Source organism: Vibrio sp. KUL78 (assembly GCF_059725505.1).
Map to the genome: position 1 here is coordinate 2,993,338 of NZ_AP045837.1, position 24,511 is coordinate 3,017,848.

Sequence of the window (24,511 nt, forward strand, 5' to 3'; positions counted from 1 at the left end):
AAACACTGCCCTAGCCGATGGCCGTTCAATTCGGCTAGGGGAAGCAAGGAATTAAGCAATGTCTAAAACTCTATACGAAAAAGTCTACGACGCTCATGTTGCCGTCGAAGCAGAGGGCGAAAACCCAATTCTTTATATCGACCGTCACTTGGTTCATGAAGTGACTTCACCACAAGCTTTCGATGGCTTGCGTGAAAAAGGTCGTAAAGTGCGCCAAGTAGGCAAAACTTTTGCCACTATGGACCACAATGTGTCAACCACGACCAAAGACATCAACGCCTCTGGTGAGATGGCGCGTATCCAAATGGAAACGCTATCGAAAAACTGTGAAGAGTTTGGTGTGACGCTTTACGACATCAACCACAAATACCAAGGCATCGTGCACGTAATGGGCCCTGAGCTAGGCATTACACTGCCAGCGATGACAATCGTATGTGGTGACTCTCATACCGCGACTCACGGCGCATTTGGCTCACTTGCCTTCGGTATCGGTACTTCAGAGGTTGAGCACGTTCTAGCGACGCAAACTCTAAAACAATCGCGCGCTAAAACTATGAAGATTGAAGTGCAAGGCAAAGTGGCACCAGGCGTAACAGCGAAAGACATCGTTCTCGCGATCATCGGCGAAACAACAGCCGCTGGCGGTACGGGATACGTCGTTGAGTTCTGTGGTGAAGCCATCACTGACCTTTCCATGGAAGGTCGCATGACGGTATGTAACATGGCTATCGAGCTGGGCGCGAAAGCGGGCCTTATCGCACCAGATGAGACCACTTTTGAGTACCTAAAAGGTCGTAAATTTGCGCCTCAAGGTGCTGAGTGGGATGCGGCGGTTGAGTACTGGAAAACGTTCAAAACCGATGCTGACGCAACCTTTGATGCGGTAGTCACACTAAACGGTGCTGACATTAAGCCTCAAGTCACTTGGGGTACCAACCCTGGTCAAGTTATCGCGGTTGATCAGCCTATTCCAGCTCCAGAAAGCTTCGCCGATCCTGTAGAGAAAGCATCAGCAGAAAAAGCGCTGGCTTACATGGGTCTAGAGGCAGGCAAATCGCTAAAAGATTACAAAGTCGACAAGGTATTTGTTGGCTCTTGTACTAACTCTCGTATCGAAGACATGCGTGCGGCGGCAGAAATTGCCAAAGGTCGTCAGGTTGCTTCTCATGTTCAAGCACTTATCGTTCCTGGCTCTGAGCAAGTGAAAGCTCAGGCAGAAGCGGAAGGTTTAGACGCTATCTTCAAGGATGCAGGCTTCGAATGGCGCCTACCGGGCTGCTCTATGTGTCTTGCCATGAACAATGACCGTTTAGGCCCACAAGAGCGCTGTGCATCGACCAGTAACCGTAACTTCGAAGGTCGCCAAGGCCGTGATGGTCGTACGCACCTAGTAAGCCCGGCAATGGCCGCTGCAGCCGCTATTGCTGGACATTTCGTTGATATCAGAGAGCTAGACTAAGAAGGAACATACCATGTCAGGATTTAAACAACACACCGGCTTAGTCGTGCCTCTTGATGCTGCCAACGTCGATACCGATGCGATTATCCCTAAGCAGTTTCTGCAAAAGGTTACGCGTACAGGTTTTGGTCAGCACCTATTTCACGACTGGCGCTTCCTAGACGATGCGGGCAAACAAGATAACCCAGAGTTTGTCATGAACGCGCCTCGTTACCAGGGTGCAAGCATTCTGCTTGCTCGCGAAAACTTCGGTTGTGGTTCATCTCGTGAGCACGCCCCTTGGGCACTGGCGGATTACGGCATCCAAGTAATGATTGCACCAAGTTTCGCAGACATCTTCTACGGCAACTCTATCAATAACCAGATGGTGCCAGTTCGTCTGACAGAACAAGAAGTTGATGAGCTATTTAGCTATGTTGAAGCCAATGAAGGTGCTGAGATCACCGTTGATCTAGAAGCGATGAAAGTGACCGCAAATGGTCAATCTTATAGCTTTGAGATCGATGAATTCCGCCGTCACTGCCTACTGAACGGCCTAGACAACATCGGTCTAACGCTTCAACACGAAGAGAAGATCGCGGCTTATGAAGCGAAGATCCCAAGCTTCTTAAAATAATCTGCTAACGAATTAGTTGAACTATCCAATCCCAGCCCTACTTTCTTAAGTAAGGCTGGGATTTTTTTATATCGTTTGTCACTGTGCTGAAAGAACTCGGCTCTGAATCGGGTCTTTTGGATTAATCACTTAACGGAATGGATATTCGCTATGCTACGTGTTCTCTCTTTGGTTTTTCTCATGTTTGCCACCAGTGTGTTTGCGGCACCAAAATCTGAGCTTTGGTCGTATTGGGATAAAAGTAATGACAGCAACACGCAAAGTGTTTCGCACCAAGCATGGCAGAGCTTTCTAGACCGATACTTGGTCAATGAAGGCGAGAATACCCTAGTGCGCTATGTCCGTGTATCTCCCAACGATAAGCAAGCGCTCAAAACCTATATTAGTGATCTAGCTCGAATCGACCCAAGACAACTTAGCCGCGCTGAGCAGTACGCCTACTGGGTAAACCTCTACAACGCCATCACGGTTGATTTGATCCTAGATGAGTACCCTGTGAAATCCATCACTAAGCTTGGCGGCTTATTTAGCTTTGGTCCATGGGGTGATGAAGTGATAAGTATTACTGGGCAAGCGCTCACCTTAAACGATATTGAGCACCGCATCCTGCGCCCGATTTGGAACGATCCTAGAACGCATTATGCGGTCAACTGTGCCAGCCTAGGTTGCCCGAATCTGCAGACTCAGGCATTTACCGCAGACAACACGGAAGCACTGCTAGAGAGTGCCGCCGATACTTTTGTGAACTCATCGAAAGGCGCTAGCATTTCGGGAAATACCATCACTTTGTCGTCGATTTATGAATGGTTTGAGGCAGACTTTGTGCAGGATGGTGGTGCATTGAAGCATATGGCGAAGTATCGCCCTGATCTTGCCAGTTTCGATGGCAAGATCAAATACGATTACGATTGGGACTTAAACAAGAAGTAAGGGTTAAAAGCTTGAGCCTGGCTGTTTTAAGAATTCAATCTCTTCTGCGGTAGACTCCCTACCTAAAATCTCATTTCGGTGAGGGTATCGTCCGAAGCGTTCAATAATCGCTTTGTGGCGATACTCAAATTCCAGGTTGTTTTCGATTCCATTGCTTTTAAACAGTTGTACCGCTTCCTCATGTATTTTCAACGATTCGCTGTGCATGTAGGGCATATAAAGAAAGGTGCGCTGTTCAGCTGAAAGTATTTCGTCAGCGCCGCTCAAGACAGCCTCTTGTGCCAATGCCAAAGCCATAGGATCCGAAGCAAAAGACTCGGGCGTGCCTCTATGCAGGTTTCGAGAAAACTGATCGAGCACAATCACTTCTGCAAGCCTGCCTTCAGCCGATGAGCGCCAATGATAAAGCTCTCCTTGGCACGCTTGTTCATGAAGCGCTCCAAACCTTTCAGCAATCACCTCATCCAGTGCTCTGTCCCCAGAAAACCAATCCTTTGGCGATAACTCTTGAAACCAAAAATCGAGTACATCCTTGTCCGTTAGCATTACTTGAATCCTTTCACTTTTTTGATGAGATCATAAGCGTTTTGGATCTCTTGAGATTTCTCTTTCGCCATATTCATCATCTCTGGCGGTAGACCCTTCGCCATGAGTTTATCAGGGTGATGTTCGTTCATTAGCTTACGATAAGCTCGTTTAACAGCTTTGGCATCCGCTTCTTCAGAAATCCCGAGAACATCATAGGCATCAGAGAGCTGTGACGCACTGCTTGCTTGTTGCCAACTGCCACCACTTTGCTGCCCACCTTGATAGTGACCCCCACCAAAGTTGCCACCGCCCTGTTGGAAGCGAAACGCGGCTTCTTGCATACGCAGGCGCTGCTCGAGCTGTTGTGCTGAGAAACCGAGACCTTGCGCTATGCGGTGTAATACTTCGCGCTCTGTTGGGTGAACACTGCCATCTGCGAACGCAGCTGAGATTTGAAGCTCAAGGAAGAACTGCAAAAGGTCATGGCGACCGCCAGATGAAATACGTACTTTATCTAGGACTCGCTCAAGCGGAAAATCCGCAGATTTACCCTCACGGAAGGCCTCTTGTGCGGCACGTTTTTGCTCGCTGTTGAGGTTCATGCGATCCATCATGATGGTGGCAAGCTGGATCTCTTCGCGTGTTACCTGACCTTTCGCCTTCGCCACATGGCCCATAACAGCATACGCTGCATTAAGAAACTCTTCTTGGCGCTGCGCCTGATCTGCGCCACCAAAACCGCCACGTGCGAAACCGGACTGATTTAAACGTCGAGCTTTGTCAAACTGATGCCCTAAAAACAAGCCAAACAGCGCCCCTAACGGTCCGCCAAACAACATGCCGAAAAATACGCCTAAAATTTTACCTATCATGTGATGTATGTGCTCTTTATTTATGAATTTTTGCGCTGATTCGCAGTCTACTAGTGTCGTTGAGGTCAATTTCCTTTATGATAGAGACCGTCTTATAAACGATTCAATATCAATCGAATTCAACTGAATGAATCAAGTTAAACAGGATAGTACAACTCGATGTCACGTTTTTCCCGCACCTATCTAGCGGCCTCTATTGGTGCTGCGCTGCTAGTGTCTTACGCACATGCCGAAGAAACATCGAAAAACAGTGGGCAACCTATGCCACCAGCAGAGCAATGCTCCGTTGATACTGCACAAAGTTCAGATTCCAATCAAGAGCCAATCAACATTGAAGCGGACTCTTTAGAAGCGATCAATGGACAAAGAGCCACGTACAAAGGCGATGTTGTTGTTATTCAGGGCAACAAAACCATTACTGCGGACAGTGTTACCCTGCACCAAGATGACAATGTTGTCGTCGCAGAAGGTAACGTCACCTTGGATGACGGCCAGTTTAATGCTGTGTCTGACAAAATCACCAACGATCTAAACAAAGACGAGATTACCGCCGAAAACACCCAGTATAAGATGCTATGTGGCGGCGGACGTGGTGATGCGGTGTATATTTCTAAGACTGGCAAATCCATGTACCAGATTAGTGATGGCTCGATTACCACTTGTCCTGAAGACGATAACTCTTGGCGCTTCCTTGCCGATGACATCAAAGTTGACCAAGAAAAAGAGGTAGCGACACTTTACGGAAGCCGTGTAGAAGTCAAAGACGTGCCGATTTTTTATATGCCGTATATGACTATGCCGACCAGCAACAAACGAAAAACTGGTGTCTTATTCCCTTCAGTGTCGCTTGGTTCAAAGAACGGTTTAGAACTGCAAATTCCAGTTTATTGGAACCTTGCTCCTAATTATGACTTGCTTACCACATTCCATTACATGCAATCACGTGGTTTGCAGTTAAAGGGCGATTTCCGCTATTTGACGGAGACAAGCGGCGGAACCTTTAAAGGCGAATATCTAGCTGACGACCAAAAATATCCTGAAAAAGATCAACGTTGGGCGTTTCAGTACAAGAATAACAGTGCCTTTAATCAGCACTGGAGACTCGACTTAGACTACTCACAAGTCAGCGATAATGACTACTTCCAAGATCTTGACTCAAGTATTGGTAGTCGTTCTGAAGGTCAGCTGTCTCAAAAAGGTACCGTTGCCTATCGTGATGAATTTTGGGATGCAGCGCTCACCGTTCAAGACTTCCAGATCTTGGTTGATGATACCAACCCATATCAGTTGATGCCTCAGTTTGAATTCAACTACTACCGACCAGAGATATACAAACATTTAAACTTTGACTTTATCAGTCATGTTTCACGCTTTGAGACCGAAGACCAAGACAAGCCATCGGCTACGCGCCTTCATTTAGAGCCTGGTATAGTTTTGCCACTCTCAAATACTTGGGGTACCTGGACGACTGAAGCGCGTTATATGCTAACGCAATACGATCAGAACATTGATGGCTTGAACCTCACTGAACTCGGCCCACTCGAGGAGCGCGTCACTAGGACCCTGCCTGAGTTTAGAACTCATGCGGGTATGGTATTTGAACGTGATACCGCGCTTTTCAACGGCTATACTCAAACTCTCGAACCTCAGGTTCAGTATCTATACGTTCCAGAAGTCGATCAAAGCAACATCTATAATTACGATACAACCCTACTTCAGACCGATTACTACGGTTTGTTCCGAAGTCGTCGTTTTAGTGGTGTAGATAAAATTGCTGCTGCCAACCAAATAAGCTACGGTGCGACGTCTCGTTTCTATGATGGTGGACAAAAAGAACGCCTAGCAATCTCATTCGGTCAGATCTACTACCTAGATCCGGCGAGTAAGAATCCAAACAACGTATCTGACGGAGATTCGTCAAATTACTCTTCATGGGCCATTGAGACCGACTTTAACTACGATGATCGTGTCTTTTATCACGGCGGAATCCAGTACGATATCGACTCCTCGTCAGTGTCATTAGCAAACAGTGCCATTGAATATCGAGTCGACGATGACTTCATTCAAGCCAACTATCGCTACGTCACAAAGGAATACATTGAGAGCATCAATGCCTACAGCAATGATGAGCTTTCTAAGCTGACAAGAAATGGTATTAACCAAGTTGGTCTAATGGGTGGGTATCAAATCAACCGAAACTGGATCGCCACAGGTCAATACTATTACGACATGACCGAAAGAGTATCGATCGAATGGCTAGCAAAACTGGAGTACCACTCCGATTGTTGGTATTTTGGGCTCGACTACAGCCGCCAACTGCGTAGCTGGGAATCTGGGATCGTCGGCATCGGTGGTGCTAACTTTGAGGACAACGTTCGATTTAACTTTGGTATCACAGGTCTAGGTGGCAGTTCGAAAGCACCTGAGCCGCCAAATGGCAATGCGCTGAAATACGGTCGACCGTTTATACTTAACGAATAGAACGTACGTGGCTCACACCAAGACATCACGCAAGGAACTTAATTCACTTCACAGACTCTCAGTCTGTGAAGTTTTTCACTGGGAATATCGATGAAATTTATTAGTACACTTTTTTCAACCTGTTTATTGGCCGTACTGTCATTTCAAGTCACAGCCGAGCCTGTTGAGCTTGATCGCGTGCGCGTTATTGTTAATGACGGGGTGATTTTGCAGAGCGATATCGACTCAGCGACCAAAACTCTGACTGCGAACGCTCGTAAGAACAATCAGGAGCTGCCGTCTGATGATATCTTGCTAGAGCAAATTCTAGATAAACTCATCCTAGAAAAACTTCAGCTTCAAGAGGCTGATCGTATTGGTGTTCGTATCGACGATAACCGTCTCTCTCAGTCTTTGTCTGATATCGCTGCAAACAATGAGCAAACTCTAGATCAGCTTCGTCAAACGGTTGCTGCTGAAGGGCTGTCTTGGGAAGCGTTCCGTGAACAGATTCGTGACGAAATTGCCGCAAGCGAAGCTCGCAATGCCATGGTTAGACAGCGCATCAATATTCTACCAGCAGAAGTGGACAACCTATCTGAGCTACTCGCTAAAGAGAGCGACGCTACAGTGACCTACAAAATTCGTCACATTCAGCTTCGATTCAATGATGGTGAAGACAAGAGCGTCCAAGAGAAGCAAGCCGAAACGATTATCGATCGCCTGAACAAAGGTGAAGACTTCGCAACATTGGCTTATACCTTCTCGAAAGGCCCTAAAGCACTGGAAGGTGGAGACTGGGGCTGGATGCGTAAAGAGGAAATGCCAACCATTTTCGCTGATCAAATCAATATGCAAACCAAAGGCACGGTTATCGGTCCATTCAGAAGTGGTGTTGGTTTCCACATTCTGAAAATTGAAGATGTTAAAGGACTAGAGACAGTTTCTGTCACTGAAGTTAACGCTCGTCATATCCTGATCAAGCCTACCGTCATTCTTAGTGACGAAGGGGTGAAGCGCCAACTTAACGAAATCATTCAAAAGGTTCAGTCTGGTGAGGCAAGCTTTGCTGAAATGGCCGAGCAGTTCAGTCAAGACCCGGGTTCTGCAGTGCAAGGTGGCGAGCTTGGTTATCAAACGCCAGAGCTTTACGTACCTGAGTTCAAACATCAGGTCGAAACACTGCCAGTTAACCAGATCAGCGAACCGTTCAAGACCGTTCACGGCTGGCACATCGTCGAAGTCTTAGATCGACGCGATGTGGATAAGACAGGTTCTGCGATGCAAAACCGTGCTTATCGTATCTTGTTCAATCGTAAGTTTAACGAGGAAGCGTCTGCTTGGATCCAAGAACTGCGAGCAAGTGCCTTTGTCGAAATGGTGATCGATGAGGACGAAGAGAATGCAACCAATTAAGCGTGTTATCGTTACGGCAGGCGAGCCTGCGGGAATAGGTCCTGACTTAGCGGTCGCACTATCGCAAAAGGAATGGCCACATCAAGTGGTCATTTGCGCCGACAAATCTTTGATCGCAGAACGAGCACAGCAGCTCGGTATAAGCGTCGAACTCACTGATTTCGATCCACAAAATTTCGATTCTCATACACCTGGTCGATTGGTTATTTTGCATGAACCACTTGCAGTGCCTGCTAAAGCAGGCGTTCTGGATGAGCGAAACGGGCAATACGTATTAAATACCCTAGAAAAAGCCGCAAAAGGCTGTATGAAAGGTGAATTTGATGCTATTGTCACCGGCCCTGTGCACAAAGGGGTGATCAATCGCGCTGGCGTTAGCTTTAGTGGCCATACAGAGTTCTTTGCCGAGGTATCAAATACACCACTTGTGGTGATGATGCTCGCAACGGAAGGGTTAAGAACTGCACTGGTTACGACTCACCTTCCCTTATCGGAAGTACCTAATGCCATCACCGAAGATCGCGTAACGCGAATCGTCGACATACTGCATCATGATTTGGTCACCAAGTTTGGTATCAAGACACCAAACATCTATGTCTGCGGCCTAAACCCTCACGCGGGTGAAGATGGCTGCCTAGGAATGGAAGAGATTGAAACCATCACTCCTACCCTAGAAAAACTTCGCACAGAGAAAAATTATCAGCTTGTTGGCCCATTACCCGCCGACACGATATTTAATGACAAATACTTACGCGAATCGGATGCTGTCTTAGGCATGTATCACGATCAAGTACTTCCTGTATTGAAATACAAAGGCTTTGGTCGTTCAGTAAACATCACACTTGGTCTACCTTTTATAAGGACATCGGTTGATCATGGCACCGCGATTGATCTTGCTGGCACAGGCCAAGCAGACTTTGGCAGCTTTGAGACAGCGCTGGCGTACGCAATAGACTTAGTAGAGAGCAGACAATGAGAAATGATGTCCATTTAGGGCACAAGGCCAGAAAACGCTTTGGTCAGAACTTCCTGAACGATCCTTACATTATCGATGGCATCGTATCCTCGATTAACCCAAAGCCGGGTCAAAACCTCGTTGAGATCGGTCCGGGTCTTGGCGCAATCACTGAGCCTGTGGGCAAAGAAGTCGATAAGTTCACGGTAATCGAGCTAGACCGTGACTTGGCGGAGCGTCTGCGTAATCACCCAGATCTAGCCGATAAATTGACGATTCACGAAGGCGACGCAATGCGTTTTGATTTCACTCAACTGGTGAAGCCAAACAACAAACTGCGTATCTTCGGTAACCTGCCATATAACATCTCTACACCTTTGATGTTCCACTTGTTTGAGTTCCATAAAGACATTCAAGACATGCACTTTATGCTTCAAAAAGAAGTGGTTAACCGTCTAGCTGCAGGGCCAGGTAGCAAAGCTTATGGACGTCTGACGGTCATGGCACAATACTACTGCAAAGTGGTACCCGTACTTGAAGTGCCACCAACGGCATTCGTACCGCCGCCAAAAGTAGACTCTGCGGTTGTGCGTCTCGTTCCTTACGAAGAACTGCCTTACCCAGCAACCAGCCTTAAGTGGCTTGATCGTGTGTGTCGCGAAGGCTTTAACCAACGTCGTAAGACCGTGCGCAACTGTTATAAAGCACTGATGTCCGCAGAAATCTTGGAAGAGCTTGGTGTGAATCCATCAATGCGACCAGAGAACCTGACACTGCAACAGTTTGTCGACATGGCGAACTGGCTAGACGCCAACCATGGTTAATAAAAATCAATAATAGAAATAACGCTCACTAGCTTGCTATTGAGCGTTTTTTTTGTCATATCTGATGGATGAACACCATAAGCTGCCAGGAGAGAGACATGGAGTCGACTACGCCATGCGTAAAATGCCAAGTACATACTAAGTACGTAGAAGAGCAATCCGATCCAGACAACAATCGTTATGTGTTTGCCTACATCATTACCATCAAAAATCTCAGCCAAGAAACCGTGCAACTCATCAGTCGTCGCTGGCTCATTACCGACGCCAACGGCAAACAACTTACCGTAGAAGGTGAGGGTGTCGTTGGTCAGCAGCCTGTGATCGAAAAAAATGACGAATACACCTATACCAGTGGCACGGCCATCGAAACACCGCTAGGCGTCATGCAAGGTCACTACATCATGCTTGACGAAGCAGGCAAAGAGTTTATCGCGGAGATCGAGCCGTTTCGCCTCGCTATCCCTAATATTTTGAATTAAGGAACACTGTGGCAAATTATATTGTCGGAGACATTCAAGGCTGTCTTGATGAACTGCAACTCCTTTTATCGAGTGCTCAATTCAACCCAGAGCACGACACTGTTTGGTTCGCTGGCGACCTTGTTGCTAGGGGACCAAAATCACTGGAGACTTTAAGGTTTGTGCGCTCGTTAGGGTTGTCAGCAAAGGTATGCCTGGGAAACCACGATCTTCACCTTTTAGCGGTATCATTAGGTATTCACAAAGCGAAGCCAAAAGACAAAACCATCCCCATTCTAGATGCCCGCGACCGTGACGAGCTGCTTGATTGGTTGAGACATCAACCACTTCTGCTTGAACATGAAGAGTTTGTGGTATGCCATGCTGGTGTCTCACCACAATGGACGCTAGAGCAAGCGAGAGCCTGTGCAGAAGAGGTCGAGACGGAACTGAAAGGCGCTAACTGGAAAAAGCTGATCAAAAAGATGTACAGCAATGAACCGGATCTGTGGTCAGAGTCACTCTCAGGCATAGAGCGGCTTCGTTACACCATTAATGCGTTCACTAGAATGCGATTTTGCTTCCCTGACGGGCGTTTGGATATGGGTTGTAAGCTTCCACCAAACGACGTCAACGCAAATGAGTATGTTCCTTGGTTTCAATTGCCTGAGCGACAACCACTCAGCAAGGCGGTTTTATTCGGTCATTGGGCAGCGCTCGGAGGGTACGTGAGCGATGAGGTCATTGGTCTAGATACCGGATGTGTTTGGGGTGGCGCGCTGACCATGATTCGTTGGGAAGACAAAAAGCTATTCAGCCAACAAGCTCTTTATTCTATCGATAGAATATAAAACCAATGACTCCAAAGCCTGCCAGCTTTGGAGTCAATATCAGTGTTAACGCTCTAAAATAACAAACTCCATGTTATAAGCGTTTTTCTCATCAGAGCTATAGTGCTCGCTATGAGTCTGTTTCCAACCCTCTCCCCATTCCGGGAACTGAGTGTCACCATCGATCTCAGCATTAATATGGGTTAGATAGAGTTTGTGTGCCATCGGTAGACAATGGGTATAGAAGCTCCCACCACCAATGATCATGGCCTCTTCAACATCACTAACCAGCAATAGTGCCTCATCCAATGAAGTCACAGTATCGACTCCTTCAATCTCAAGCTCAGCATTACGACTCACCACGATATTGCGACGACCAGGTAGTGGGCGACCAATCGACTCATAGGTCTTACGGCCCATGATGACGGGCTTTCCCATGGTACAACGTTTGAACCAAGCGAAATCCGCGGGCAAATGCCAAGGCATCTGATTGTCTTTGCCAATAATTCGATTGTTTGCCATCGCGGCTATCATACTGATGATCATGAAATTATGTTCCTAGTTAAACAATTGGTCGTCGGCGGTAGAATAACAGCCCAGGCATGGCAAGACCAACGGCAAGCCCTGCGATAATAAACATAGCCTTTAAAAAGTTCTCCATCAGAGTGGCTAAAAGCTCAGGCGTGTACCCTAAATGGTTGATTTCCACCATGGCAATCATGGCTTTAAAGGCAAATACACCTGGCACCATAGGGATTAAAGCGGCCACGGTAAACACCTTAGGGTGCGCCAAAAACTTATGAGACCAATGCACGCCAATCATCCCCACTATGGTTGCGGCAAAAAAGGTCGCCCACTCGATAGGCACACCATAATGCATCATGAGAAAGCGAGAGCCATGACCAATTGCACCGCCGATAGCACAATACGCTAACGCATTCTGGGGAACATTGAATACCAAAGCAAAACCCACGGCAGGAATCGCCGCGAAAAACATATCGTTTAGCAGTGCAAGTAAGAGTTCAAATACGGACATCACTGCACCCACCCTAGTACATTGGTAATACTCATTGCGCCAACGATCCCTAAACAGGTTGCGAGCGTCAGCAGACTCGCCATAACAAAGCGAGCGATACCCATGTTGACGTAGCCTTTGATCATATCTGCCACAGAGTTGATGAGCGGAAAGCCTGGAACCAGCATAAGGACCGAAGAGGCCATTACGAGCTGCGGCTGCGCGCCAATGCCATAAATCACGGCTTGAGCGGAGATGAGTGTGGTCACAAACGCAGTAATCGCAAAGTTAAGTAAAGGGTTGAAATGGCGGTGACCAAACTCTTGCCTAACGATCATGCCACACGCTGATGCAAGAAAGGTCATGGCGAATACCGCCCAACCACCACCTGCTAACCGGCTAAATGCCGCGCAAGACAGTCCGATCATTACCACTACTAGCCAGCGGTTATATCTTTCAGGGCTAATTTGATCGATCTTCTTTTGAGCAAGTTGATAGTCTAGAATGCCCTTCTCCATCATGATGCAGATACGCTGTATCTGCGTCACAACACGCATATTCAAGCCACGATCCGGACTTCGTCTCGCAGTAGTCACACAGTGTTCTTTGTATACCGTGGTCACGACCAGCGAACTGGCTGACAACGAGACTTCAACCTCATCCATTCCCGCCGCTTTCCCTATACGGTGAGTAATGTGTCCAACTAAGGTGCTTTCAGCGCCATGGGCTAAGAGCATCTGACCTGCTTGAGCAATCAGTCGAGAGACTGCTCTTTGATTTGGTGCCATGTTTCCTTCCTAGCGATAATTCTTATCGCACTGCTTGGTATCTTGCAGTGCTTAGTACCTGTAAGGTTCTGTATCACAACAATGCAAACGTTTAAGCGGGTTAGTTTGCCTCAGATTATGTATCAGAGAAATGATTTAGGCACAAAAAAACCGCAATAACAATTGCGGTTTTTCAAAATCAATGGCGATTTAGTCGCGAACGTAGACAACGTGACCGTCATCTTCTTCGTCGTCCCAATCATCCCAGTCATCATCTTCAGTGATAACGTCTTTACCTGACATAGCGTCTTTATGGTAGTCATCCCACATGAAGTCGACTTTCTCTTCTTCAGAGATCTCTTCTTCAGCACGCGGTAAGGTCTCCATAAAGTCTGCTAGCTTGTAGCAAAGCTCTTTGGTGCCGTTTTTGTTAACCGCAGAGATCTTAAAGTATTCATCTTCCCAGCCCAGCGCATCAAGGATCTCTTGGATCACTTCATTCGCTTCGTCTTCTGGCATCAGATCAACTTTGTTGAATACCAACCAACGCGGCTTATCCGCCAGTTTTTCACTGTACTGCTCAAGCTCATCGATGATGGTCAATGCGTTTTCGATTGGGTTAGATTGATCGATAGGCATAATATCGATCATATGAAGCAGCACGCGACAGCGCTCTAGGTGCTTCAAGAAACGAATACCCAGACCTGCACCATCCGCAGCACCTTCAATTAGCCCCGGAATATCAGCGACTACAAAGCTCTTCTCAGGGACCACACTCACAACACCAAGACTTGGGATCAGAGTGGTAAATGGGTAATCAGCTACCTTAGGTTTTGCTGCAGATACCGCGCGAATGAAGGTTGATTTACCTGCGTTTGGCAAACCAAGCATACCCACATCTGCAAGCAGAAGTAGCTCAAGGCGCAGTTCACGCATCTCACCTTTGGTACCTAGCGTCTTTTGACGAGGTGCACGGTTAACCGATGATTTAAAACGTGTGTTACCAAGACCGTGCCAACCGCCTTTGGCAACCATGACCTTTTTGCCATGCTCAGCCACTTCTGCCACGATTTCATTGGTGTGAATGTCAACCGCGCGAGTACCAACTGGCACCTTCATGACTTTGTCTTTGCCACGCTTACCAGTACAGTTACCGCCACGGCCATTTTCACCACGCTCCGCTTCATAGAAACGCTGGAAACGGTAGTCGATTAGTGTATTTAGGTTTTCATCTGCCTCGATATAGATATCGCCGCCGTCGCCGCCGTCGCCACCATCAGGGCCACCTTTCGCTACAAATTTCTCACGCCAAAAGCTAACAACACCGTTACCGCCGTCGCCCGCTTGGACTTTTACTACCGCTTCATCAACGAACTTCATCTCTTACTCCGACTACTTCTTCGCTTACCCACCAAAAGGCTCAAGCGTCATCACGACGCGCCTTATGGCTTCATTCGATTATCACTACATTTTAGCAGATGACAGAGACGACTCCCCACCAAGCTAGACCTTATCTAAACCTAGAGATTCGTCTCTATCGACTGCCTTCATTTCAATACAAATAAAAAACCCCGCCGACTCGGCAGGGCTTTTGAATTCAGCTTGAAAGCATTGGGTAATTTAGCTAAACGCTTAATTACTCAGCTTCGATGCTAACGAATTTACGGTTCTTAGGACCTTTAACTTCGAATTTCACTTTACCTTCAGTAAGAGCGAAAAGAGTATGGTCTTTACCGATACCAACGTTAGTACCAGCGTGGAACTTAGTACCACGTTGACGTACGATGATGTTACCTGCAAGAACAGACTCACCACCGAAACGCTTAACACCTAGACGTTTGCTTTCTGAATCGCGGCCGTTACGAGTAGAACCACCAGCTTTTTTGTGTGCCATTGTTAAACTCTCCTAATCGATTAAGCGTTGATGCCAGTGATTTTCACTTCCGTGAACCACTGACGGTGACCTTGTTGCTTACGAGAGTGCTTACGACGACGGAACTTAACGATTTTAACTTTATCGCCACGACCGTGTTGTACTACTTCAGCAACAACCTTGCCGCCCTCTACTAGAGGAGCGCCAACTTGAATGTCTTCACCGTTAGCAACAAGTAGAACTTTATCAAATTCAACAGTTGCACCAGTTTCAACGTCTAATTTCTCTAAACGAAGAGTTTGACCTTCGCTTACACGGTGTTGTTTACCACCAGATTGGAAAACAGCGTACATATTTTACTCCGCTTTTTCCGCACAGCCTTTTGATTGTTATTTCAACAAATAGGGTGTGCGCTAAACTAATCATCAATAGGGCGCAGATTCTACGCGAATGATTACCCTATGACAAGCCATATTTTGAAAAAATTGGCGAAACACTAATCGCCAATGAAAAGTGCGGCAATAATGCCCTTTCACCATGTATTAATCAACGTTTTTTAGTGTATTATTCACAGATTATAACTAATGACTAAGCCTTACTGGCTCTAAGCTCAACCGGGTATGTAATGGATTTTAAAGCTATCCAAGCACTGACTGCCGACGATATGGCAAAAGTGAATGAAACAATACAAGCACAATTAAACTCAGAAGTTAGTCTAATCAATCAACTTGGTTTTTATATCGTGAACAGTGGTGGAAAGCGCATAAGACCACTACTTGCTCTTTTGTCGGCCAAAGCGCTCGGCTACCAAGGAAACGCTCATACGACTGCTGCAGCCTTTATTGAGTTTATTCACACGGCAACCCTACTGCACGATGACGTCGTTGATGAGTCTGACATGCGCCGTGGTAAAGCGACCGCAAACGCAGCATTTGGCAATGCAGCGAGCGTTCTGGTCGGAGATTACATCTATACTCGTTCTTTCCAAATGATGACTGGTCTTGGCTCTTTGCGCATTTTAGAGCTCATGAGTGACGCCGTTAACGTAATCGCAGAAGGTGAAGTTCAGCAGTTAATGAACTGTAATGATCCAGATACCACTGAAGAGAGTTACATGCAGGTCATCTACTCTAAGACTGCCCGCCTGTTTGAAGCGGCAACTCAAGTAGGTGCCATTCTCAATGATGCCGAGCCAGAAGTAGAAACCGCACTGCAAAACTACGGCAAGTTTTTGGGCACCGCGTTTCAGCTCATCGACGACGTGATGGATTACACCTCATCAGGTGAGGACATGGGCAAAAACGTCGGTGATGATTTGGCAGAAGGTAAGCCAACACTTCCGCTTATCCACGCGATGCAACATGGTGAAGCCCATGAGGCTGAAATGATTCGTGAAGCGATTGAGAAAGGCAATGGTCTCGACAAGATAGAAGCCATTATGTCGACGATGAAGCGTGTCGGCTCGCTTAAATACACTGAAGACATCGCATTTAGAGAAGCGGACAAAGCCGTAGAGGCGATTTCTATCCTTCCCGAGAGTGACTATAAAGAAGCCCTAGTAGCGCTTGCTTACATGGCTGTTAAACGTACCGCATAAAAAAGAGGTAGCGGCTCGAGTTGCTACCCCTTTTTGCAGTTAACCGTTGGATGCGACTCAGTAATATTGTTCGCATCCATTATGCAATTGCTGGTCTTCCTCAATTTCCTCAGCGCCGAGCGCCCACTGAATGTCGCTGCCTAGCGGCTCCACAAGCACGGAGTTTGACACTTCGTCAACCACCAACACTTTCCCTACGCCATGTTGGGACTCGACCCACATGCCTTTACGAACGTTTTTAATTTCCATTTTATCCCCTCCCCTAACGCCAATGCTTACGCGCTTATATAGGGTATAGATCAAAAAACCCAGCTTATGAAAGCTGGGTTTGTCTTTTAATCACGTTCTAACGACGCTTAATGCGTCTAGGCGAAATTATTTAGCGAACTCGACACCGATTTCGATATCTTTGTTTAGCGTCTCTAGCATGCCATCAAGCGCCGCTTTCTCGTAGTCGCTTAACTCACCATAGCTAAGAATAGCTTCTGCGCCGTCTTTACCAAGCTTCACGGGCTGAGCGAAGAATGGGGCATGTTCACCGTCACCTTCAACGTAAGCACATTCAATAACGCTCTCTTCGCCTTGTAGGCCCTTAACAAGAGCAAGACCAAAGCGGCAAGCTGCTTGACCCATAGATAGCGTTGCAGAGCCGCCACCCGCTTTAGCTTCAACGACTTCTGTACCAGCATTTTGAATACGTTTAGTCAGAGCTTCAACTTCTTCAGCAGTGAACTCAACACCTTCAACTTGAGATAGCAGTGGAAGAATTGTCACACCTGAGTGACCACCGATCACTGGTACACGAATGTCACCTGGATCTTTTGCTTTTAGGTCAGCAACGAACGTTTCTGAACGGATAACATCAAGCGTAGTGACACCGAATAGCTTGCGCTTGTCATAAACGCCCGCTTTTTTCAGAACTTCGGCTGCAATTGGCACAGTCGTGTTTACTGGGTTAGTGATAATACCGATACACGCTGTTGGACAAACTACCGCGATTCTTTCTGCTAATGATTTTACGATACCCGCGTTAACATTGAATAGATCTGAACGATCCATGCCAGGCTTACGAGCAACGCCAGCAGAGATAAGCACAACATCTGCACCTTCTAGTGCCGGTGTTGGGTCTTCACCTGCATATCCCTTAATAGAGACAGGTGTCGGGATGTGACTTAGGTCAGCAGCAACACCAGGAGTCACAGGGGCAATATCATATAGGGCTAAATCAGAACCGGCAGGAAGACGGTTTTTAAGTAGTAGAGCTAGGGCTTGACCGATGCCACCCGCGGCACCAATAACAGCTACTTTCATGGTAGTTCTCCTTGAGATTGGTATCTCTTATTAATAGTCTTGTAGGGTAATTTTTCATCAGTTAGTAAAAAGCTATAGTAATCACTAATCGATTACAATCAATTAACCTCAGCTTTGCGAGCTCGCGCAACTCGCCAAATACGTGCCACTAAACTAGCACGTAAAGTTCGCCGATAAAACCCACTTTTCCCCTTGGTAATTATGAGGTTATAGCACCTACAACAAGTATGGTTTAAAGTGATATCGTTGGCAGAAACCATGGATAAGTTGGTTAAGATACGGGTTCTGTGCCACAATACGGCGATCACTGCGAGTAGAACGAAGAATAAGAGGCGTATATGCGCAATAACGACAAACAAGACAATCTGGTTCGCGCCTTTAAAGCGCTATTAAAAGAAGAACGATTTGGTTCTCAAGGTGAGATTGTCGATGCATTAAAACACGAAGGGTTTGAAAATATTAACCAATCCAAAGTGTCACGTATGTTGACTAAGTTTGGCGCAGTGAGAACCCGCAACGCCAAAATGGAGATGGTTTACTGCTTACCAGCAGAACTTGGCGTCCCAACTGTTTCGAGCTCACTTCGAGAGTTGGTTCTTGACATTGACCATAATAATGCGCTTGTTGTCATTCACACGGGACCAGGCGCTGCACAGCTTATTGCTCGACTGTTGGACTCCCTAGGTAAGGCAGAGGGCATCCTTGGGGTCGTAGCTGGTGATGACACTATCTTCATCACTCCAACGTTAACCGTTTCGACCAAGCAGCTGTTTGATTCAGTGTGCGACCTATTTGAATACGCTGGTTAAGTTTTAAACATTAACATTTAGAACAATCTATCACGGAACCTCAGTGTTCCGTGATTTGAATCACATCTTGAAAAATCAAAGAATTGACCAAAAATAAACCTTAATTGTTTGTTTTTGTTGATTTATATTCCAAAATATATACATCCCCTTTCATCTCTAGCACAGACAATTCCCCTATTTCTATTAACAATCCAGTAATTTTCTTCCAAATTATTTGGTATGATTGCGCCACTTTTTCAACATATGGATTGAAAAAGATGCCGTTTCCACATAGGAAACCTCTGAAGACAACTATAGTTATTCAGGGCTAATAATGAATAAGGAAGGGAAATTCATGGCATTTAAGAAACTTGTTAAAATCGGTGCTATTGCCGCTGCAGTAATGGGCGCGGGCGCTGTTAATGCTCAAGAGTTCATCACAATTGGTACTGGTTCTGTTACGGGTGTTTATTACCCAACAGGTGGCGCAATCTGTAAACTTGTGAATAAAGGCCGTAAGGAACACAACATTCGTTGTTCAGTAGAGTCCACTGGTGGTTCTATCTACAATGTCAACACTATCCGTGCTGGTGAGTTAGATTTCGGTATCGTTCAATCTGACTGGCAATATCACGGCTACAACGGCACAAGCAAATTTGAAGAGCAAGGCCCTTACAAAAAGCTTCGTGCAATGTTCTCTCTACACACCGAACCGTTCAACATCATCGCTCGTGCTGATGCTGGTATTGAAAACGTAACAGACCTTAAAGGTAAGCGCGTCAATATCGGTAACCCTGGCTCTGGTGACCGCGCAACTATGGGCGTGGTTATGGATGCAATGGGTTGGACCAACGACGACTTCAAACTGGCTTCTGAGCTAAAAGGTTCTGAGCGTTCTCAAGCACTTTGTGACAACAAAATTGACGCATTTGTGTATGTTGTTGGTCATCCAAACGGATCAATCAAAGAAGCAACAACGTCTTGTGACGCGAAGCTAATCTCAGCGACTGGTGAGAAAATCGATGGCATCGTATCTGCAAACCCATACTACGCTTACAGCACAGTACCTGCTGGCATGTACCGTGGTACAGAGGGTGACGTAAACAGCTTCGGTGTAGCGGCAACTATGGTAACCACGTCAGACGTTTCTGACGAAACAGCTTACAACGTTGCTAAGGCTGTGTTTGAAAACTTCGACACATTCAAACGCCTACACCCAGCATTTGCAAACCTGAAGAAAGAAGACATGGTGAAAGCTGGTCTTTCTATCCCTCTTCACCCAGGTGCTGAGAAGTACTACAAAGAAGTTGGCCTTCTAAAATAAGACCACTTCGCAGGGGAAGCACCGCTTCCCCTGCCTCTTTCTATCATGAGTAACACTCAGAACAACAAACACTAGTACACCCAACTGGTGTGGCTATTTGGGCTCTCTTTCCAAGCCCGTCATTTAGAGCCCTAAAAAAACACAACGAAAACTACACGTTTGCATCCATTGACTACAATGTTAAATGCGAAATACGGTTCTGTACCTTTGTTCTAAAGTCACAGACCTAAAAAATAATAAAGGACAACGTACATGACGCAGACAACACAACCGTCGCAAGATGTGCAAGACATGGTCGCACAAGCCGACACTGGAGCAAGAAGCCCGAAAGGGATACCCGCCAAGATCCTTTGGTTTGTTCCGCTTTGTTGGTCGCTATTTCAACTTTGGTACGCATCACCACTACCATTTGTGTTCAATTTTGGCGTACTGAACGACACTGAAGCGCGTTCTATCCACCTGACATTTGCTATCTTTTTTAGCGTTTACTGCTTACCCAGCAATGAAGAATTCTCCTCGTGACCGAATTCCTGCCATTGACTGGATTTTAGCGCTTGCGGGCAGTTTTTCTGCCGCTTATATCTATCTATTCTATACCCAGCTCGCTGGTCGCTCTGGCGCACCAACGACAATGGATATCGTCGCTGCCGTAACGGGTATGATTCTTTTACTAGAAGCAACACGCCGTGCACTCGGTCCACCGCTGATGGTGGTTGCTGCGGTATTCTTGTTATATACCTTTGGTGGCCCATACATGCCGGACGTCATCGCGCATAAAGGTGCGAGCCTAAATAAAGCGATGTCACACCTATGGCTAACCACTGAAGGTGTGTTTGGTGTGGCTCTTGGCGTATCGACCTCGTTTGTATTCCTGTTCGTACTATTCGGCGCCATGCTTGAACGTGCTGGTGCGGGTGCTTACTTCATTAAAGTAGCGTTCTCACTACTTGGTCACATGCGTGGCGGCCCAGCAAAAGCGGCAGTTGTCGCATCAGGCCTGTCTGGTCTTGTTTCTGGTTCTTCCATCGCTAACGTAGTAACGACCGGTACATTTACAATCCCGCTGATGAAACGAGTCGGCTTCCCTGGCACCAAGGCTGGTGCGGTAGAGGTCGCAGCATCAACTAACGGTCAGCTCACTCCACCAATCATGGGTGCCGCGGCCTTCTTGATGGTTGAGTACGTGGGTATCTCTTATGTTGAGGTTATCAAAGCGGCCTTGCTGCCTGCGCTTATCTCATACATTGCGCTTATTTACATCGTGCACCTTGAAGCCTGTAAAGCGGGCATGACGGGACTTCCGCGTCGCCATAATCCAACGCTAGTACAAAGTCTGCTGTCGTTTACAGGAACCATCTTAGGGCTTTGCGTGATTAGTGCTGTGGTTTACTACGGTATCGGCTGGACTAAAGATGTATTTGGCGATGCCGCCACCCCAATCGTGAGTGTCGCTCTACTACTTTCATACATAGGCTTATTGCGGGTTTCTGCTAAATACGCCAATGAAGGCGGTATCGAGATCGATGCTGAACTAAACGAAGTCCCTGACCCAGGTCCAACCATCAAGTCAGGTCTGCACTTCCTACTTCCTATTGTAGTACTTGTTTGGTGTTTGACTGTTGAGCGCTTCTCTCCAGGTCTATCTGCATTCTGGGCAACGGTGTTTATGATCTTCATCCTAATCACTCAACGTCCACTCATTGCCTTGATGGCAAAAACCAGTGACGTCACTGAGGAACTCAAAGCGGGGTTTGTGGACCTAGCCGAAAGTCTTGTTTCCGGCGCTCGAAACATGATTGGTATCGGTGTAGCTACTGCTGCAGCGGGCACGGTTGTAGGTGTGGTTACCCTAACAGGTATCGGTCTTGTAATGACCGACTTTGTTGAGTTCATCTCAGGCGGAAACATCATCTTGATGCTGCTATTTACCGCCGTTATCTCGCTTATCTTAGGTATGGGTCTGCCGACGACAGCGAACTACATCGTGGTATCAACCTTGATGGCGCCTGTTATTGTGACACTTGGCGCGGCACACGGTCTGATTATTCCTCTGATTGCGGTTCACCTGTTCGTATTCTATTTCGGTATTCTGGCTGATGATACGCCACCGGTAGGTCTTGCAGCCTTCGCTGCGGCAGCCATTGCTAAGTCAGACCCTATCCGTACCGGTATCCAAGGCTTCACCTACGATATTCGTACCGCGATTCTGCCGTTTATGTTTATCTTTAACACTCAGCTGTTGATGATGGGCATCGACTCATGGTGGCACTTAGCTCTCACCGTTATCTCTGCGGTCATCGCGATGTTGATCTTCTCTGCAGCGACGCAAGGGTGGTGGTTCACTAAGAACAAATGGTGGGAAACCGTGTTACTACTCGCGCTAACGTTCACCTTCTTCCGACCAGGTTTCTGGTGGGATATGGTCTATCCAGCGAAAGTTCTTTCACCTGGGGTTGAGATAGCTCAAGTTACTGAAAACTTAAATGTTGGACAATCCCTCGAGTTGAGAGTCGCTGGCGAAACCCTTGAAGGCAAATACGTTGAGAAGACAGTTCGCCTACCATTTGAGGATGATGCTGTCGGCGCAGACGACCGTATTGCTTCTATGGGTCTAATGCTTAACGAAACCGACGGCAAGATGATTGTCGATATGGTTGAGTTTGGTAGCCCTGCTGAAGCATCTGGTTTGGACTTCGACTGGGAAATCAAATCTATCGTGCAGGAAGCAGATAGACCAATGAAAGAGTGGGTCTTTGTACCTGCCTTGCTTTTGCTTCTCGTTATGGCGATGAATCAAAAGCGCCGCGCTCGTCGTGAGAATTTGAGCGCCTAAGGTAATTTTGGCTCCAAGTATTTAAGCTTGGGGCCCTCTACCTTAAAACGGAACGGATAATACTAGCCAAGCTTATGCTTTACCCTATGCTAGTAGGGTAGGAACCAAAAAGAGAAATAACATGTACAAGCAAATCCTTGTTCCTGTCGATCTGAATGACAAAGGCTTTTCTGACAAAGCCGTCGAAATTGCGGTTTGGCACGCCAAACACTCAAACGCAGAAGTCCATCTTCTGAATGTGCTGCCTGGCATTCACATGTCTATGGTCGCGACCTACTTTCCTAAGGACGCTGCTGCGCAAATGAAGAATGATGTCAAGGCGCAGCTTAAAGCGTTCGCCGAACAACACATCTCTGACGACGTGGTGTATAAGGTGCATGTCGCGGAAGGCAAGCCGTACGCGACCATCCTAGACTACGCTGAGCGTCTTGGCGCTGACCTTATTGTCATGCCAAGCCATAAACGTTCGAAGATCGATAAAGTGGTCTTGGGCTCAGTGGCAAGTAAGGTAGTGCAGAACTCCCCAATCAATGTACTGGTTGTGAAACCACAAGCTGATTAAACATCTCGGCTAACTCTGCGTGTTTCAAGTTAGCTCTGTTAGACAAGTCCCACCTTACGTGGGACTTTTTACTTTTAACGCACTAGCTTGGAATGCTCTACACAACTCGATTCTGCTCTACACCTTGGCTAGTCGCCTCTAGATTACTGACCAATATCTCACACAGTCTAGTAATCGATGAGTCACTCCCCCATGCGACATGAGGCGTTAGAATTAAGTTTGGCAGGTGTTGATTCGCTACCAATGGGTTAACCATCGGTGCTGGCTCTTCAGTGAATACATCGACACCAGCACCTGCAATCTCGCCACGTTCCAATGCGCTGACTAATGCGCTCTCATCAACCAAGCCACCTCGACCCGTGTTGATGAGTAAAGCCGTTGATTTCATCTTACTGAGTGCATTCGCATCAATAAGGTTGCGAGTTTCATCCGTTAACGGACACAGCAGAGCTATCGCATCACTCTTCTCAAGGCAGTCCTCAAATGAAACGTACCCTGCTCTGCACTCACTTACGCCCCGACGCTCAGCAAACTGCACCTTAACACCAATAGCGCGTGCTAACGCGGCGGTAGCTTGACCTAGTGTGCCACTGCCAATGATGCCGAGGGTCGATCCCGCCATATCTTGAATAGGGTGTGTAAAGAAGCAAAACTTGTTCTGACGCTGCCATTCCCCATCAGCAATGTCTTTGTGATAAGCAAACAGGTTACGTTTTAGGGCAAATAGCAGCCCGATGATGTGCTCCGGTACGGACTGGGTCGCGTAACCTTGAATATTAGTGACTCGGATCTGATGTTTGCGGCAGTGGTCTAAATCCACATTATTGACTCCCGTCGCAGCAACGGCGATGTGCTCTAGTCGAGATGCTGTGTTTAGCGCTTCTTCTCCAAGGTACACCTTATTGCTGATCACAATATCGGCATCAGAGATCCGTTGCGCGACCTCGTGCGGCGCTGTCTCAGGGTAATTGACCCATTGGTGGTCAAAAGCAGGTTGGGGAATAAGAATATGTGCAGGAATCGTGTCTCGGTCTAAAAACACAATCTTTTTGGCGGCCATGATGTCTCCTTTGATATTCACGGCCGACAAACA

Annotated in this window: 24 protein-coding genes and 1 pseudogene; 14 read left to right on the plus strand and 11 right to left on the minus strand. The window is 47.0% G+C overall.

The window, feature by feature from the left end; all coding sequences use genetic code 11:
- Positions 1-58 precede the first annotated feature (58 nt).
- The 3 genes from leuC to AC6I8Y_RS13955 all read left to right on the plus strand — a co-directional run bounded on the left by leuC (position 59) and on the right by AC6I8Y_RS13955 (position 3,005).
- The gene (gene leuC, locus AC6I8Y_RS13945; RefSeq protein ID WP_234495205.1) at positions 59-1,459 is read left to right on the plus strand and encodes a 3-isopropylmalate dehydratase large subunit; all 1,401 of its coding nucleotides are present in this window, start codon (positions 59-61) and stop codon (positions 1,457-1,459) included.
- Between the two features lie 13 nt (positions 1,460-1,472).
- Entirely contained in the window at positions 1,473-2,075 is a 603-nt protein-coding gene (gene leuD, locus AC6I8Y_RS13950; RefSeq protein ID WP_042473468.1) for a 3-isopropylmalate dehydratase small subunit, read from the plus strand.
- Between the two features lie 150 nt (positions 2,076-2,225).
- Positions 2,226-3,005 (plus strand): DUF547 domain-containing protein, encoded by a 780-nt coding sequence (locus AC6I8Y_RS13955; RefSeq protein WP_394150835.1) that lies wholly within the window; start codon positions 2,226-2,228, stop codon positions 3,003-3,005.
- Between the two features lie 3 nt (positions 3,006-3,008).
- On the opposite strand, the gene AC6I8Y_RS13960 is transcribed toward AC6I8Y_RS13955, so the two are convergent.
- Positions 3,009-3,551: a DUF924 family protein gene (locus AC6I8Y_RS13960; protein ID WP_394150836.1), complete on the minus strand. Its 543-nt coding sequence runs from the start codon at positions 3,549-3,551 to the stop codon at positions 3,009-3,011.
- Positions 3,551-4,405, minus strand: a complete 855-nt coding sequence (gene djlA / locus AC6I8Y_RS13965; protein ID WP_498020374.1) for a co-chaperone DjlA — start codon at positions 4,403-4,405, stop codon at positions 3,551-3,553. Before djlA ends, AC6I8Y_RS13960 begins: the two co-directional genes overlap by 1 nt.
- Positions 4,406-4,564: 159 nt before the next feature.
- On the opposite strand from djlA, the gene lptD reads away from it, so the two are divergent.
- The 6 genes from lptD (at position 4,565) to AC6I8Y_RS13995 (ending at position 11,369) form a co-directional block, all read left to right on the plus strand.
- Positions 4,565-6,886 carry an LPS assembly protein LptD gene (gene lptD, locus AC6I8Y_RS13970; RefSeq protein WP_498020375.1) on the plus strand — a complete coding sequence of 774 codons (2,322 nt, stop codon included), beginning with the start codon at positions 4,565-4,567 and terminating at the stop codon, positions 6,884-6,886.
- A 90-nt stretch (positions 6,887-6,976) separates the two neighbouring features.
- Complete coding sequence (gene surA / locus AC6I8Y_RS13975; protein WP_128648796.1) at positions 6,977-8,281, plus strand: peptidylprolyl isomerase SurA; 1,305 nt, start codon at positions 6,977-6,979, stop codon at positions 8,279-8,281.
- Complete coding sequence (gene pdxA, locus AC6I8Y_RS13980) at positions 8,268-9,257, plus strand: 4-hydroxythreonine-4-phosphate dehydrogenase PdxA (protein WP_498020376.1); 990 nt, start codon at positions 8,268-8,270, stop codon at positions 9,255-9,257. The genes surA and pdxA overlap by 14 nt, the downstream gene beginning before the upstream one ends.
- The gene (gene rsmA, locus AC6I8Y_RS13985) at positions 9,254-10,060 is read left to right on the plus strand and encodes a 16S rRNA (adenine(1518)-N(6)/adenine(1519)-N(6))-dimethyltransferase RsmA (protein ID WP_234495200.1); all 807 of its coding nucleotides are present in this window, start codon (positions 9,254-9,256) and stop codon (positions 10,058-10,060) included. The genes pdxA and rsmA overlap by 4 nt, the downstream gene beginning before the upstream one ends.
- 98 nt (positions 10,061-10,158) lie before the next feature.
- Positions 10,159-10,539 (plus strand): Co2+/Mg2+ efflux facilitator ApaG/CorD, encoded by a 381-nt coding sequence (gene apaG, locus AC6I8Y_RS13990; protein WP_234495199.1) that lies wholly within the window; start codon positions 10,159-10,161, stop codon positions 10,537-10,539.
- Positions 10,540-10,547: 8 nt separating this feature from the next.
- Positions 10,548-11,369 (plus strand): symmetrical bis(5'-nucleosyl)-tetraphosphatase, encoded by an 822-nt coding sequence (locus AC6I8Y_RS13995; RefSeq protein ID WP_498020377.1) that lies wholly within the window; start codon positions 10,548-10,550, stop codon positions 11,367-11,369.
- 45 nt (positions 11,370-11,414) lie between these two features.
- On the opposite strand, the gene folA is transcribed toward AC6I8Y_RS13995, so the two are convergent.
- The 6 genes from folA to rplU form a co-directional block, all read right to left on the minus strand.
- Positions 11,415-11,894: a type 3 dihydrofolate reductase gene (folA, locus tag AC6I8Y_RS14000; RefSeq protein WP_498020378.1), complete on the minus strand. Its 480-nt coding sequence runs from the start codon at positions 11,892-11,894 to the stop codon at positions 11,415-11,417.
- A gap of 16 nt (positions 11,895-11,910) precedes the next feature.
- Entirely contained in the window at positions 11,911-12,384 is a 474-nt protein-coding gene (locus tag AC6I8Y_RS14005; protein WP_042473450.1) for a threonine/serine exporter family protein, read from the minus strand.
- Complete coding sequence (locus AC6I8Y_RS14010) at positions 12,384-13,151, minus strand: threonine/serine exporter family protein (protein ID WP_498020379.1); 768 nt, start codon at positions 13,149-13,151, stop codon at positions 12,384-12,386. Before AC6I8Y_RS14010 ends, AC6I8Y_RS14005 begins: the two co-directional genes overlap by 1 nt.
- Positions 13,152-13,340: 189 nt before the next feature.
- Positions 13,341-14,510: an Obg family GTPase CgtA gene (cgtA, locus tag AC6I8Y_RS14015; protein ID WP_252012467.1), complete on the minus strand. Its 1,170-nt coding sequence runs from the start codon at positions 14,508-14,510 to the stop codon at positions 13,341-13,343.
- A 256-nt stretch (positions 14,511-14,766) separates the two neighbouring features.
- A complete protein-coding gene (gene rpmA, locus AC6I8Y_RS14020) occupies positions 14,767-15,024 on the minus strand; it encodes a 50S ribosomal protein L27 (protein WP_004409945.1) in 258 nt (85 codons plus the stop codon).
- Positions 15,025-15,044: 20 nt separating this feature from the next.
- Positions 15,045-15,356, minus strand: a complete 312-nt coding sequence (gene rplU, locus AC6I8Y_RS14025; RefSeq protein ID WP_006074830.1) for a 50S ribosomal protein L21 — start codon at positions 15,354-15,356, stop codon at positions 15,045-15,047.
- A 272-nt stretch (positions 15,357-15,628) separates the two neighbouring features.
- Here rplU and ispB point away from each other — a divergent pair, with 272 nt between their 5' ends.
- Positions 15,629-16,600, plus strand: coding sequence for an octaprenyl diphosphate synthase (ispB, locus tag AC6I8Y_RS14030; protein WP_498020380.1), 972 nt, complete (start codon positions 15,629-15,631; stop codon positions 16,598-16,600).
- Positions 16,601-16,657: 57 nt separating this feature from the next.
- On the opposite strand, the gene AC6I8Y_RS14035 is transcribed toward ispB, so the two are convergent.
- Together AC6I8Y_RS14035 and mdh are read right to left on the minus strand one after the other, a co-directional pair.
- The gene (locus tag AC6I8Y_RS14035) at positions 16,658-16,849 is read right to left on the minus strand and encodes a hypothetical protein (protein ID WP_128648801.1); all 192 of its coding nucleotides are present in this window, start codon (positions 16,847-16,849) and stop codon (positions 16,658-16,660) included.
- Positions 16,850-16,975: 126 nt separating this feature from the next.
- The gene (gene mdh / locus AC6I8Y_RS14040) at positions 16,976-17,911 is read right to left on the minus strand and encodes a malate dehydrogenase (RefSeq protein WP_042473438.1); all 936 of its coding nucleotides are present in this window, start codon (positions 17,909-17,911) and stop codon (positions 16,976-16,978) included.
- A 338-nt stretch (positions 17,912-18,249) separates the two neighbouring features.
- On the opposite strand from mdh, the gene argR reads away from it, so the two are divergent.
- From argR to AC6I8Y_RS14060, 4 genes and pseudogenes are all read left to right on the plus strand, one after another.
- Positions 18,250-18,720, plus strand: a complete 471-nt coding sequence (gene argR, locus AC6I8Y_RS14045) for a transcriptional regulator ArgR (RefSeq protein WP_042473435.1) — start codon at positions 18,250-18,252, stop codon at positions 18,718-18,720.
- Between the two features lie 334 nt (positions 18,721-19,054).
- Entirely contained in the window at positions 19,055-20,023 is a 969-nt protein-coding gene (locus AC6I8Y_RS14050) for a TAXI family TRAP transporter solute-binding subunit (protein ID WP_042473432.1), read from the plus strand.
- A 252-nt stretch (positions 20,024-20,275) separates the two neighbouring features.
- Positions 20,276-22,856: pseudogene (locus AC6I8Y_RS14055) on the plus strand (TRAP transporter permease).
- A gap of 121 nt (positions 22,857-22,977) precedes the next feature.
- On the plus strand, positions 22,978-23,418 hold the full coding sequence (locus AC6I8Y_RS14060; RefSeq protein ID WP_394150846.1) for a universal stress protein: 441 nt from the start codon (positions 22,978-22,980) through the stop codon (positions 23,416-23,418).
- 97 nt (positions 23,419-23,515) lie between these two features.
- Here AC6I8Y_RS14060 and AC6I8Y_RS14065 read toward each other — a convergent pair whose 3' ends face one another.
- The gene (locus AC6I8Y_RS14065; protein WP_498020381.1) at positions 23,516-24,478 is read right to left on the minus strand and encodes a D-2-hydroxyacid dehydrogenase; all 963 of its coding nucleotides are present in this window, start codon (positions 24,476-24,478) and stop codon (positions 23,516-23,518) included.
- Between the last annotated feature and the right edge of the window lie 33 nt (positions 24,479-24,511).

Excerpts from the sequence above, each read along its gene's own strand:
- leuC (WP_234495205.1), top strand. The coding sequence starts at position 59 with ATGTCTAAAACTCTATACGAAAAAGTCTACGACGCTCATGTTGCCGTC.
- leuD (WP_042473468.1), top strand. The coding sequence starts at position 1,473 with ATGTCAGGATTTAAACAACACACCGGCTTAGTCGTGCCTCTTGATGCT.
- AC6I8Y_RS13955 (WP_394150835.1), top strand. The coding sequence starts at position 2,226 with ATGCTACGTGTTCTCTCTTTGGTTTTTCTCATGTTTGCCACCAGTGTG.
- AC6I8Y_RS13960 (WP_394150836.1), bottom strand. The coding sequence starts at position 3,551 with ATGCTAACGGACAAGGATGTACTCGATTTTTGGTTTCAAGAGTTATCG.
- djlA (WP_498020374.1), bottom strand. The coding sequence starts at position 4,405 with ATGATAGGTAAAATTTTAGGCGTATTTTTCGGCATGTTGTTTGGCGGA.
- lptD (WP_498020375.1), top strand. The coding sequence starts at position 4,565 with ATGTCACGTTTTTCCCGCACCTATCTAGCGGCCTCTATTGGTGCTGCG.
- surA (WP_128648796.1), top strand. The coding sequence starts at position 6,977 with ATGAAATTTATTAGTACACTTTTTTCAACCTGTTTATTGGCCGTACTG.
- pdxA (WP_498020376.1), top strand. The coding sequence starts at position 8,268 with ATGCAACCAATTAAGCGTGTTATCGTTACGGCAGGCGAGCCTGCGGGA.
- rsmA (WP_234495200.1), top strand. The coding sequence starts at position 9,254 with ATGAGAAATGATGTCCATTTAGGGCACAAGGCCAGAAAACGCTTTGGT.
- apaG (WP_234495199.1), top strand. The coding sequence starts at position 10,159 with ATGGAGTCGACTACGCCATGCGTAAAATGCCAAGTACATACTAAGTAC.
- folA (WP_498020378.1), bottom strand. The coding sequence starts at position 11,894 with ATGATCATCAGTATGATAGCCGCGATGGCAAACAATCGAATTATTGGC.
- AC6I8Y_RS14005 (WP_042473450.1), bottom strand. The coding sequence starts at position 12,384 with ATGTCCGTATTTGAACTCTTACTTGCACTGCTAAACGATATGTTTTTC.
- AC6I8Y_RS14010 (WP_498020379.1), bottom strand. The coding sequence starts at position 13,151 with ATGGCACCAAATCAAAGAGCAGTCTCTCGACTGATTGCTCAAGCAGGT.
- cgtA (WP_252012467.1), bottom strand. The coding sequence starts at position 14,510 with ATGAAGTTCGTTGATGAAGCGGTAGTAAAAGTCCAAGCGGGCGACGGC.
- rpmA (WP_004409945.1), bottom strand. The coding sequence starts at position 15,024 with ATGGCACACAAAAAAGCTGGTGGTTCTACTCGTAACGGCCGCGATTCA.
- rplU (WP_006074830.1), bottom strand. The coding sequence starts at position 15,356 with ATGTACGCTGTTTTCCAATCTGGTGGTAAACAACACCGTGTAAGCGAA.
- ispB (WP_498020380.1), top strand. The coding sequence starts at position 15,629 with ATGGATTTTAAAGCTATCCAAGCACTGACTGCCGACGATATGGCAAAA.
- AC6I8Y_RS14035 (WP_128648801.1), bottom strand. The coding sequence starts at position 16,849 with ATGGAAATTAAAAACGTTCGTAAAGGCATGTGGGTCGAGTCCCAACAT.
- mdh (WP_042473438.1), bottom strand. The coding sequence starts at position 17,911 with ATGAAAGTAGCTGTTATTGGTGCCGCGGGTGGCATCGGTCAAGCCCTA.
- argR (WP_042473435.1), top strand. The coding sequence starts at position 18,250 with ATGCGCAATAACGACAAACAAGACAATCTGGTTCGCGCCTTTAAAGCG.
- AC6I8Y_RS14050 (WP_042473432.1), top strand. The coding sequence starts at position 19,055 with ATGGCATTTAAGAAACTTGTTAAAATCGGTGCTATTGCCGCTGCAGTA.
- AC6I8Y_RS14060 (WP_394150846.1), top strand. The coding sequence starts at position 22,978 with ATGTACAAGCAAATCCTTGTTCCTGTCGATCTGAATGACAAAGGCTTT.
- AC6I8Y_RS14065 (WP_498020381.1), bottom strand. The coding sequence starts at position 24,478 with ATGGCCGCCAAAAAGATTGTGTTTTTAGACCGAGACACGATTCCTGCA.